The 12091-nt window shown below is 65.3% G+C and carries 8 protein-coding genes and 1 pseudogene; 5 read left to right on the top strand and 4 right to left on the bottom strand.

Annotated features, from left to right (window positions below):
- Positions 1 to 5: 5 nt before the first annotated feature.
- On the top strand, positions 6 to 692 hold the full coding sequence (locus AL072_RS16705; protein WP_045583115.1) for a response regulator transcription factor: 687 nt from the start codon (positions 6 to 8) through the stop codon (positions 690 to 692).
- Positions 692 to 2080, top strand: coding sequence for an ATP-binding protein (locus AL072_RS16710; RefSeq protein ID WP_052710113.1), 1389 nt, complete (start codon positions 692 to 694; stop codon positions 2078 to 2080). The genes AL072_RS16705 and AL072_RS16710 overlap by 1 nt, the downstream gene beginning before the upstream one ends.
- Positions 2081 to 2090: 10 nt before the next feature.
- Here AL072_RS16710 and AL072_RS16715 read toward each other — a convergent pair whose 3' ends face one another.
- Positions 2091 to 2480, bottom strand: a complete 390-nt coding sequence (locus tag AL072_RS16715; RefSeq protein ID WP_082109044.1) for a hypothetical protein — start codon at positions 2478 to 2480, stop codon at positions 2091 to 2093.
- 196 nt (positions 2481 to 2676) lie between these two features.
- On the opposite strand from AL072_RS16715, the gene rraA reads away from it, so the two are divergent.
- The 3 genes from rraA (at position 2677) to AL072_RS16730 (ending at position 8218) form a co-directional block, all read left to right on the top strand.
- Entirely contained in the window at positions 2677 to 3207 is a 531-nt protein-coding gene (rraA, locus tag AL072_RS16720; RefSeq protein ID WP_045583113.1) for a ribonuclease E activity regulator RraA, read from the top strand.
- Between the two features lie 202 nt (positions 3208 to 3409).
- Entirely contained in the window at positions 3410 to 6001 is a 2592-nt protein-coding gene (gene acnB, locus AL072_RS16725; protein ID WP_045583112.1) for a bifunctional aconitate hydratase 2/2-methylisocitrate dehydratase, read from the top strand.
- 336 nt (positions 6002 to 6337) lie between these two features.
- On the top strand, positions 6338 to 8218 hold the full coding sequence (locus AL072_RS16730; RefSeq protein ID WP_045583111.1) for a right-handed parallel beta-helix repeat-containing protein: 1881 nt from the start codon (positions 6338 to 6340) through the stop codon (positions 8216 to 8218).
- A gap of 362 nt (positions 8219 to 8580) precedes the next feature.
- Here the strand turns inward: AL072_RS16730 and AL072_RS16735 are convergent.
- From AL072_RS16735 to AL072_RS16740, 3 genes and pseudogenes are all read right to left on the bottom strand, one after another.
- Positions 8581 to 9384 (bottom strand): annotated as a pseudogene (locus tag AL072_RS16735) (IS5 family transposase).
- A gap of 44 nt (positions 9385 to 9428) precedes the next feature.
- Complete coding sequence (locus AL072_RS34365; protein WP_144428265.1) at positions 9429 to 10472, bottom strand: helix-turn-helix transcriptional regulator; 1044 nt, start codon at positions 10470 to 10472, stop codon at positions 9429 to 9431.
- A 332-nt stretch (positions 10473 to 10804) separates the two neighbouring features.
- On the bottom strand, positions 10805 to 11881 hold the full coding sequence (locus AL072_RS16740; RefSeq protein ID WP_045583110.1) for an IS5 family transposase: 1077 nt from the start codon (positions 11879 to 11881) through the stop codon (positions 10805 to 10807).
- Positions 11882 to 12091 lie beyond the last annotated feature (210 nt).

A 12091-nucleotide genomic window follows, 5' to 3' on the forward strand; every position in this document is an offset into this window, starting at 1 on the left:
GCGGCATGATCAAGGTCTTGCTCGTCGACGACGACGTCGAACTGACGGCGATGCTCGTCGAATATCTGGCACAGGAGAACTTCGCGGCCGACGCCGTCCACAACGGCGAGGACGGCGTCGCCGCGGCGCTCGGCGGCGGCTATTCCATCGTGGTGCTGGACGTGATGATGCCGCGCCTCAGCGGCATCGAGGCGCTGCGCCGCATCCGCCAGTCCAGCCCGATTCCCGTGCTGATGCTGACCGCGCGCGGCGACAACATCGACCGCATCACCGGCCTCGACCTCGGCGCCGACGATTATGTGCCGAAGCCCTGCACCCCTGGCGAGCTGGTGGCGCGCCTGCGCGCCATCCTGCGCCGCACCGAGCCGCAGCCGGCAGCCGCCGCGACCGCCTCCGTCCAGGCCGGCCCGCTGCTGCTGTGGCCCGGCAGCCGCACCGCCACGCTGGCCGGCCGGCCGCTCGACCTGACCGGCACCGAGTTCAACCTGCTGGAGGCGCTGGCCCGCCGGGCCGGCCAGCTCATCAGCAAGCAGGACCTGTCGCAACGCGCGATGGGCCGCCCGCTCAGCCCCTTCGACCGCCGCATCGACGTCCACATCAGCAGCATCCGGCAGAAGCTGGGCACGCGCGACGACGGCCGGTCTTGGATCCAGACGGTGCGCGGCATGGGCTATCAGCTGGTTGCCGACTGATGATGCCCCGCCCCTCCCTGCGCCCGCTCCGCCTCGATCTGGGCGGCCTGTTCTGGAAGCTGTTCCTGTCGCTGTGGCTAGCGATGATGCTGTCCTTCGCCGGCGGCGTCTCCTACCTGCATCTGGCCGGCTACCGCGACGCGACGGACAGTCTGGACGCGGTGCGGACCGGCGTGCTGCTGTCGACGGCGGAAGGGCTGCTGGCCCGCACCGGCACCGACGCCGCGGTGTCGGCCATCGCCGGCTGGAACGCCGATCCGGCCGCTCCCCCGGTCGCCCTGGTCGCCGACGACGGCCGGCGTCTGGTCGGCTCTCCCGCCGCGGTGGCGGGTGCCGGCGGCCACCGCCGCACGGTGCTGGGCGCCGACGGCCGCCGCTACATCCTGGCCGCCGCGGTGGAGCCCGCCGGCGCTCCCGGTCCCCGGCCCTCCGTCCTGGTGCCGCTGGTGTCCGGCGGCGTGGTGGCGCTGCTGTTCAGCGGCCTGCTCGCCTGGTCGCTGTCGCGCCCGCTGCGGACGCTCAGCTGGGCGCTGCATGCCGTCGCGCGCGGCGACTTCGCCACCCGCGTCCACCATCGCATGGGCGGAAGCCGCGACGAGATCGCCGCGCTCGGCGCCGATTTCGACCGTATGGCCGACCGGCTCCAGCAGTTGGTGGAGGGGCGCCAGCGCCTGCTGCACGACATCTCGCACGAGCTGCGCTCGCCCCTGACCCGCATGCAGGCGGCCATCGGCCTGCTGCGCCAGAATCCGGCCAAGACCGCCGCCATGATCGAGCGCATCGACCGCGAGGCCGAGCGGCTGGACGCCATGGTCGGCGAGCTGCTGACGCTCGCCCGGCTGGAGGTCGGCTCTGGCGTGATCGCCCGCGAGCGCGTCGATCTGGTCGAGCTGCTGGCCGCCATCGCCGAGGATGCGACCTTCGAGGCCGAGGCCTGCGGCCGCGGCGTGCGCTTCGCCGCCGACGGCCAGTTCGTCTGCACCGTCGCGGCGGAGGTGCTGTGCCGCGCCTTCGAGAACATCATCCGCAACGCGGTGAAGTTCACCGCCGCCGGCACCGTGGTCGAGGTCGCCGTCAAGCCGCTCGCGGATGGCGGCCTCGGCGTGGAGGTGGTCGACCATGGCCCCGGAGTGCCGGCGGAGATGCTCGACAGGATCTTCGAGCCCTTCCTGCGTCTGGACGGGTCCGGGAGTGGGGCCGGAACCGCGGGCGGCTTCGGCCTGGGCCTCGCCATCGCCCGCCGCGCCATCGAATCGCATGGCGGCACGGTGCGGGCCGCCGCCTCGCCGCAGGGCGGGCTTGCGGTGACGGTCACGCTGCCGGCCGCCCTGTCGGCCGCTCCGGCCATCGCCCCGGCCGCCGCCCCGGCTGCGGGCGCTGCAGTCTGAGCCGCGGCGGTTACCGCCTGCCCGGCAGTGTCGCCCCTTCGCGGGCATAGATCTGGATCGGCCGGCAATCCTCGTCCATCGTCACCACCACCGCGCCCGGCTGGCTGTGCAAGTAGACCCAGGCATCCCAGCGGACGATGATGTCGCGGAATTCATCGCGATAGATGCCGTAATTCGCTCCCCGGATGTCGCTGGCCGGGATGCCGATCCCGGTCAGCGCCGAGGCGGCCACCGGGTTGCAGTCATTCGACACGAAGCGATCCAGCGTCGCCAGCGTCGCCGGGTCCGGCGGCGCCATCGGCGGCGGCGCGATGCCGCCGCAGCCGGCGGTCAGCAGAGCCAGTCCGCCGGCCATCATCAGGGCCGGAACCGTCGTTTTCCGCGTTTTCCTGAAGGACATCGTGGTGTTTCCTCCGTCTGTCCCAGACATGTAGGCTGGCGGCGGCCCGCCGTCGATTGCCCGTTCGGCAGGGTTGCTGCGGCAAGATCGCCGGCGGGGGGCGCCCATGGCTTGCCGCGCTTGCCTCCCGCCCGGCTTTGGCGCAAGAGGTGACGGGACAAGTCCCTGCACCGTTCTCGCTGCGGAGCCCCATTCCATGACCGAAAACCAGAGTTTTTCTCCAGCCGCCGCCCCGGCCCTCGTCCCGACCTGCGACCTGTTCGACCGCTTCAAGGACGACGCCCGCTATGTCCTGCCGGGCTTCCACGACTTCGGCGCCGTCACCCGCTTCTCCGGCGCGGTGGTGACCGTCAAGTGCGTCGAGGACAATTCCCGCGTCAAGGAGCTGCTGGCCACCCCCGGCGCCGGCCGCGTCCTGGTGGTCGACGGCGCCGGCAGCCTGCGCTGCGCCCTGATGGGCGACATGATCGCGGCGTCGGCGGTGAAGCACGGCTGGGCCGGCGTGGTGATCTGGGGCTGCGTCCGTGACGTGGCGGAGCTGGCGGCCCTGCCGCTCGGCATCAAGGCGCTGGCGGCGATCCCGCGCGCCTCGACCCGCCGCGACCAGGGGCTGGTGGACGTGCCGGTGGAGCTGCCGGGCGCCGCCGTCCGGCCCGGCGACATCCTGTTCGCCGACGAGGACGGCATCGTCCTCCTGACGGCGGAGCAGGCGGCCGGGCTGAAATAAAGCACCGGGCCCGAAGTGGTCATACCAAGGTCCGGTAATACCAGTGCAAAAACAGGGGCCGCCTCGACCTGTCCGTTGCGCGTAAGCGGGGCGCCCCCTTGCACTTTCATTTGAGCGGGCATATAAACCCGACCTGAGTTCAAGCGGGCCGTCTCACGGTTCCCATCCACGGGCCGGCCTTTCATTTATGAGGAACCCTGCCGTGCTCGAAGCCTACCGCCAGCACGCGGCCGAACGCGCCGCCCTCGGAATCCCGGCCCTGCCGCTGACCGCCAAGCAGACGTCCGAGCTGATCGACCTGCTGAAGGCGCCGCCGGCGGGGGAGGAGGCGTTCCTCCTCGACCTGATCACCCACCGCGTTCCGGCCGGCGTCGACGATGCCGCCCGCGTCAAGGCCGGCTTCCTGGCTGCCGTCGCCAAGGGCAGCGACAGCTCGCCGCTGATCTCCAAGGTCAAGGCGACCGAGTTGCTGGGCACCATGCTGGGCGGCTTCAACGTGCAGCCGCTGATCGACCTGCTGGGCGACGCCGAGTGCGGCACCGCCGCCGCGGAAGGGCTGAAGAAGACGCTGCTGGTCTTCGACTTCTTCCACGACGTCAAGGAACTGGCCGACAAGGGCAACGCCAACGCCAAGGGCGTCCTGCAGTCCTGGGCCGATGCCGAGTGGTTCACCTCGCGTCCGGAAGTCCCGGCCTCGATGACGCTGACGGTCTTCAAGGTGTCGGGGGAGACCAACACCGACGATCTGTCGCCGGCCCCGGATGCCTGGAGCCGCCCGGACATCCCGCTGCACGCGCTCGCCATGCTGAAGAACCCGCGCCCCGGCATCGAGGCCGACGAGGCGGGCCAGCGCGGCCCGACGAAGCAGCTGGCAGAGCTGCAGAAGAAGGGCAACCTGATCGCCTATGTCGGCGACGTGGTCGGCACCGGCTCCTCGCGCAAGTCGGCCACCAACTCGGTGCTGTGGTTCACCGGCGAAGACATTCCCTTCGTCCCGAACAAGCGCTTCGGCGGCGTCTGCCTCGGCACCAAGATCGCCCCGATCTTCTTCAACACCATGGAGGATGCCGGCGCGCTGCCCATCGAGTTGGACGTCAACAAGATGGAGATGGGCGACGTCATCGAGCTGCGCCCCTATGAGGGCAAGGCGCTGAAGAACGGCGAGGTCATCGCCGAATTCACCGTGCGGTCCGAGGTGATCTTTGACGAGGTGCGTGCCGGCGGCCGCATTCCGCTGATCATCGGCCGCGGCCTGACCACGCGGGCCCGCGAGGCGCTCGGCTTGCCGGCGTCGGAGCTGTTCCGCCAGCCGGCGGCCCCGGCCGACAGCGGCAAGGGCTACAGCCTCGCCCAGAAGATGGTCGGCCGCGCCTGCGGCCTGCCGGAAGGCAAGGGCGTCCGTCCGGGCACCTATTGCGAGCCGAAGATGACCACGGTCGGCAGCCAGGACACCACCGGCCCGATGACCCGCGACGAGCTGAAGGATCTGGCCTGCCTCGGTTTCTCGGCCGATCTGGTGATGCAGTCCTTCTGCCACACGGCGGCATATCCGAAGCTGGTGGACGTCAAGACCCATCACGAGCTGCCGGACTTCATCTCCACCCGCGGCGGCGTCGCGCTTCGTCCGGGCGATGGCGTCATCCATTCCTGGCTGAACCGCCTGCTGCTGCCGGACACGGTGGGCACCGGCGGCGACAGCCACACCCGCTTCCCGATCGGCATCAGCTTCCCGGCCGGCTCCGGTCTGGTCGCCTTCGCCGCCGCCACCGGCGTCATGCCGCTGGACATGCCGGAATCGGTGCTGGTCCGCTTCAAGGGCGAGATGCAGCCGGGCGTCACCCTGCGTGACCTCGTCAACGCCATCCCGCTCTACGCGATCAAGGCCGGCCTGCTGACGGTCGAGAAGAAGGGCAAGAAGAACATCTTCTCCGGCCGCGTCCTGGAGATCGAGGGGCTGCCCGACCTGAAGGTCGAGCAGGCGTTCGAGCTGACCGATGCCTCGGCCGAGCGGTCGGCGGCCGGCTGCACCGTGCTCCTGAACAAGGAGCCGATCATCGAGTACATGACCTCCAACGTCACGCTGATGAAGTGGATGATCGCCAACGGGTACGCCGACGCGCGCACCCTGGAGCGCCGCATCAAGGCGATGGAGGCCTGGATCGCCGATCCGCAGCTGCTGCGCCCGGATGCCGACGCCGAGTATGCGGCGGTGATCGAGATCGATCTGGCCGACATCAAGGAGCCGATCCTGGCCTGCCCGAACGATCCGGACGACGTGAAGACGCTGTCCGAGGTTGCCGGCGACACGATCGACGAGGTGTTCATCGGCTCCTGCATGACCAACATCGGCCATTTCCGCGCCGCCGGTAAGATCCTCAACGGCAAGTCGGACATCCCGACCCGCCTGTGGATCGCCCCGCCGACCAAGATGGACGCGATGATGCTGACCGAGGAGGGCTACTACGCCACCCTCGGCAAGGCCGGCGCCCGCATGGAGATGCCGGGCTGCTCCTTGTGCATGGGCAACCAGGCGCAGATCCGCAAGGGCTCGACCGCCATCTCGACCTCGACCCGCAACTTCCCGAACCGCCTGGGCATCGACACCCGCGTCTACCTGTCGTCGGCCGAGCTGGCCGCCGTCGCGGCGCTGCTGGGCAAGATCCCGACGACCGAGGAATATCTGGCGCAGGTCGGCGTGGTGAACAAGGCGGCTGCCGACGTCTACCGCTACATGAACTTCGACCAAATCCCGGCCTTCCAGGATGTCGCGGACAAGGTTGCCGTCCCGGCGTAACGGCCGGACGCAGCGCCCAGTGACGAAACCCCCGCCGGAGCGATCCGGCGGGGGTTTTCTTTTCCGCAACAGAATTGGCGAAAGAAGCTCCCGGAGATCGGCAAATTCCGATCCTGGTTATAATCAATTCAGACAGTGTGCTAAGGGTCATGGCTACAGTCCTTTGCACAGGTTCTTTCGATTTGTCTTCATTTTTTCTGGAATAACTTCGGAATTGGTCGCAGGAATATAACGGAATTTACCACCTAATCGTGGAATCCCGGGAAGATGGCTCACAAATGCCCCAGCCATCCGGACATCGTGGCGCCGCACAGCAACCGCAAAGGATACGGATCAATGGCCACGACCGCAGGGAACTCCGCCGGGAACTCGACCATCATCGTGACCGCCAAGGGTGCCGCCAACGCGCATTTCGACTTGCTGGTCGACGGCAGGAAGATCGGCGAGGGCACCACGGATGACACGGCCAAGGACTTCGTCTTCAAGACGGACATCGTGGAGGGCCAGGGCCACAAGGTTCAGGTCCAGTACGACAATGACGGCATCGTGAACGGGACCGACCGCAACCTGTTCGTCGACGCGATCTCGATCAACGGCAGGTCGGTGCTGCCGACCGACGACAACGTCACCTACGACAAGGGCGCGCTCGACGGCCATGACGTCGTCGCCGGGCGGGCCGGCCTGTGGTGGAACGGTACGCTGGTGGTCGACGCCGACAAGAGCTTCTTCCCCACGGACATCGCTGCGGCCCCCACCGTGCCGACGACCCCCGAAGCGCCGGCCGAGACGCCGGCCGAGACGCCTGTGGACGGCTCCACGCCCAGCGTGCCCAAGCCGACCGGCCCGGGCTTCTACGTCGCCGAGAACGGCAACGACAGCTGGTCCGGCACGCTGGCCGCTCCCAACGCCGACGGCACCGACGGCCCCTTCGCCTCGCTGCAGAAGGCCCAGACCGCCATGCGGTCGAGCGACATCGACACGACCTACATCCGCGGCGGCGACTATCACCAGAACGGGCTGTGGCTGGACGGCCAGGATTCGGGCGTGACCTTCACCAGCTATGGCAACGAGACGGCGGTGATCCACGGCGGGTCGCAGGCGTCGGTGTCGTTCGGTCTCGGCGGCGCCAGGAACGTGACCATCGAGGGCCTGACCTTCGCCGATGGCGTCGTCGGCGGCCATTATGTCTTCGCCGACAACGCCGCTGGCCTGACCTTCGCCAACAATGTGGTGAAGGGCGGTGGCTACGGCATCACGGTGCAGAACAGCGCCGAGTCCCAGGTCGTCGGCAACCAGTTCGACAGCACCGGCGCCGAAGCCATCTTCGTGAAGGCCGGTTCCGACTTCACAATCGTCTCCGACAACCTGATCAAGCATCCCAATGCGGCCGACCGCGGCGACGCCGGCATCTGGATCAACGGCAGCTCCGACGTCAAGGTCACGCACAACCAGATCGAGGATTCTCCGGAGAAGGCCATCGCCGTCGGCTCGGTCCAGACGGATGGCAGCGACGCGACGCACCGGGTGACCATCGCCTACAACAAGGTGATCGACGCCAACCTGGACTCGAACGACGGCGGCGGCATCTACCTGATCAACCGCCAGCAGGATCTGACCGACCACACCGTCGTCAACAACGAGGTGACCGGCACCACCGCGACCACCCCCTCGGGCGACGTGTCGAGCTGGGGCATCTACCTGGACGACTGGACCAGCGGCGCCACGGTGAAGGGCAACCTCGTCCATGGCAACATCGGCGGTGTCTTCCTGCATGGCGGCTGGGACAACACAGTCACCGAGAACGTGATCGCCGACAACAGCGGCGCCCAGATCGGCCTGCAGCAGGACGTCGCCTGGAGCGGCTGGCAGGGCAAGGAGATGAGCGGCAACGACATCTCGGGCAACATCGTCGATGTCCGGGACGGCACGGCGGTCCACATCTACGGCCCGGCCGGTGTCGGCAACCTGCACGACAATTTCTACAGCAGCCTGAACACGTCCGAGACGCTGTTCGACGCTTGGCCGCAGGTGATGGCGACCGGTGCCGAAGGCAATCTGGCGGCCTGGCAGGCGGCGGGCTACGACAAGGGGTCGGTGACGCTGGATCCGGGCTTCGTCAATCCGGGAGCGCAGGATTACAGCCTGTCGTCGGACTCGTCGGTCTACGCTCTCGGCTTCGACCACATCGCCGTCCACGACATCGGCCTGCTGGCCTGACCGATCCCACCCGGTTGCACCATCCATCCTGACCGCGGGCCGCCCCTCACCGGGCGGCCCATTGGTCTACGTAGGGGCGGCGGTGCAAGACAGGCAGGATAAAAGGAAGCGACCGAAACGTCGAAACGGCCAAGAGGGTCGAGGGGCATCGACTTCACATGGCGGTCGGCATCTCCGGTTTCCTGCTCGGCGTCCTCGTCCTGGCTGTCGATGTCCGGGCGCGACGGCGCCGGAGCACTGGTGGCGCGGATCAAGCGGTTCTGTTGATGGAGGCCGGGTGGCGCTTGCCGACAGCAATAAACAATCCCGTTCCGGTGATCATCGTCGGTCTCCCGCCGGGGCCGATGCCTGATTTAGAGCGCCTAACAGAACCATCTCTGGACGAATTTCCAGCAGATGAGGCTGGCAGCGATGTGGTGGAAGGCTGTGAAGATGTCGGCGCGCCGTTCGTAGCGGACGGCGATCCTGCGGAATCGAGCGAACCATGCCAGGGTGCGCTCGACCACCCACCGGTGGCGGCCCAGGCGTTGGCTGCTTTCGATGCCGCGACGGGCGATCCTGGGAATGATGGTGCGTTTGCGCAGGGCGCGCCGACAGTGGGCGAAATCGTACCCCTTGTCGGCGTGCAGTTTGGCGGGGCGACGGCGTGGTCGGCCGGCGCACTGGCGGATGGCCGGCACGGCATCGACCAGCGTCTCCAGGAACTTGCTGTCGTGCCGGTTGGCGGCGGAGATGGTCAGGGCGAGTGGAATGCCGTTGGCATCGACGAGGATATGACGCTTGGAACCCGGCTTGCCGCGGTCTGTCGGGTTCGGCCCGGTCTCTTGGCCCCCTTTTTGCCGGGACTGACGCACTGTCCACCGCGGCCCGTTCCCAGTTGATGGCGTTGGCGTAGCCGAGCCGGTCGAGCAGGGCTCGGTGGAGGCGCTCCCATACCCCTTTCTCCTGCCACTCGTGCAGGCGCCGCCAGCACGTCATTCCAGACCCGCAGCCCATTTCCATGGGCAGGAGTTCTCACGGGATTCCGGTGCGCACACGAACAGGATGCCGGTCAGCGCGGCGCGATCATCCAGACGAGGCCGCCCGCCCTTCGGCCTCGGCGGCTCAGGCGGGATCGGCGGTTCGATGAACGCCCACAGGTCGTCGGATACGAGAGGGGCTGCCATGCCCTCACAACACCCAAACGCCGGTTCTGTTACGCGCTCTTATTTCATCGAACCGGGACACGCCCATTCGCAAGCTTTGTGACGATCACCGCAAGTTCACTTTGTCGGTTGATCTCAAGTTTTGCGAAGATCTTTTTGAGAGATGTGCGCACATTGCCTTCCGAGATATTCAATTCCGCTGCGGCGTCGATAGGCGCAATGCCCGATCCTATGATTGCGGCAAGCCGGGCCTCGGACGCGGACAGTCCAAGTTCACGCAATGCCGCTATGGAGACGCGGGAATGGTCCGCACCGAGAAGGGTCAAGCTGACCAGTATGTGCTTTTCCTGGCACGGCAGGTTTTCCATTGCGGATGCCTGCAGAAGAACGGCCCTTCCGTCCGAGGGGCGATGGAAAATAAGGTCTCCAATCGTAGTATGACCAAGAGGAGCGACGGCGCTCACGCGGGTGATCATCTTGGACAGTCGCTCTCCGTCTTGTCTCCTCGTGCAGCGCAACCGGCCATCCGAAGACGCATACAATCCATCTTTTTTGCATAGGACATCAATTGCTATGCTGTTTTTCATCACAATGTGCAGGTTGGTGTTCAAGATCAAATAGGACTTGCCATCTGCATTGAAGGCTCCCTCCAGGAGAGCCTTGGCTTTCAAAGTTTCCCTGCGCCGCGCACGCATAAGAAACGCCTTTTGCATATGTTGGATTAAGAATTTGACAATCTTTTTGTCATCTTCCGAGAAGCTATCAAATTTGTTCTTATTGTAGAAATTTAAAAATGCAGGAATGCTTGCATGGTGATCAAAATCCAAATTGGCTCCCAATAACCTGCATTGTCCGGATGGAATCAGGAAATCATTAAACCATTCTGATTTTTGGAAAATTTCATCATCAACCAGTTCTTCTCCCAGAACCACATTCCCAGGTCGATCAAGTTTTCTTATCTTTGATCCAGAATACCATATATCGTGCTTGTTGAAGTGATCATGATAAGCCTTTACCGACCATTCATCAGAATTTATGATCACTTCTATACCATCATCATATTGGCTATTCATAGGCGTAAACAGGAGCGCGCTGTCAGCGCGAAGCATGAGTCTTATTTTGTCTAATATGCGCGGCCATGCATGATCGTCGTCGACCGCTTCATAAATTATCCCAATTATTTGAGAAATTTCGGATAAGTTCATCATGAACTCGCCAACGGAGACTTGTGTTTGGCGGTACCGTAACAAGTAATTTTTTCCACTTACAGACTCCCATATGGGAGTGTCTTAACAGGACACGGAAAAACGAACATATTCCGGCTTTTTTCCTCGGCTGAGGCTTGGAAATGGGGTTTCCGACGCCCGTTTTTGTCAGAATGGAGCGCCTTTTCGCGCTCTGTGGCTCCCGGAACCGCCATTCAGGCGGATTCCGGGCGTGATTATGCCGCCGCCAGCAGCTTGGGCAGGCGGATCAGGTTGTAGGCGGTGGCGGTCAGTGTGAACATCCAACCGACGCGGGCGGTGCCGCGATGACGCGTTTTGCGCAAGCCGGCTCCCTTGATCCAGCCGAACACCTCCTCGATCCGTTTGCGGATTCTCAGGCTGACGGCGTAGCCGGGGTGACGGGTGGTCCGGCCGTCGATCGCCGAGCGGCGGTTGCTCGTGTTCTGCGCGACATGCGCAGCGGCGCCCAGGCTGCGCATGTTCGCCACGAAATCCTTGGTGTCGTAAGCCTTGTCGGCACCCACCGTGATGCGGTGGCGGCCGGGGATGGCCTCGACCATGGAAACCGCCGCTTCGCGCTCAGCCAGACCGGTGGCCGCGGTGAGCCGGACATTCACCACCAGAGCGTGACGGTTTTCCATCAATGCATGGCCCATGAAGGCCAGCTTCGCCGGCTGCCCGTTGCCTTTGCGATACAACCGCGCCTCAGGATCGCTGGTCGACGCATGGGTCTCGTTGGACCGCTTCTCACCATGGAAGTCGCGGTCGCCGTTGCGACCCGGCCCCGGCGGCTCGCCGCTGCCGTCCTTGGGCCGGAAGCTCTTCACCGACGCCCAGGCTTCGATCAGCGTGCCGTCCACCGAGAAATGCTCGTCCGACAGCAGCGCCTTGACCTTCGGCTGGCCAAGCACGGTGGCCAGGAACTTGGCCGCCACGTCGCCGGCCAGCAGACGCTCCCGGTTCTTGGTGAAGACCGTCGCGTCCCACACCGGGGCGTCCATCGACAAGCCGACGAACCAGCGGAACAGCAGGTTGTAGTCGAGCTGTTCCATCAACTGGCGTTCCGAGCGCACCGAGTAGAAGGCCTGGAGCAGCAAAGCCCGCAGCAGCTTCTCCGGTGGGATCGACGGTCGCCCGATCTTCGAGTACAGCCCCTCAAAAGCCGGCGACATCACCTCCAGCGCTTCGTCCACAATGGCCCGGATCGGCCGCAGCGGATGATCGGCCGGAACCCGAACCTCGCAGCTCACATAGCTGAAAAGACCCTCGCTGCGTTCGTCCGAACCCCGCATCGCCCCCTCACCAGCCGCATTCTCTTCGACCAAAGAGAATCACGACCGAACTGCCGGGAACAGACCTTTTTCCGCATCCTGTTAAGGGCATTAAGGACGTCACCATGCACCAAGGAGCAGGACGTAACCCTCTGGATTTTGTCTGCTGGATCAAGGTAACCACGACATATTGTCTTCTCTGCCAAGAAGAACCTTTTCCAGTCTCCGATA

Origin of the sequence: Azospirillum thiophilum, from assembly GCF_001305595.1 — a bacterium.
Taxonomy (GTDB): Bacteria; Pseudomonadota; Alphaproteobacteria; order Azospirillales; family Azospirillaceae; genus Azospirillum; species Azospirillum thiophilum.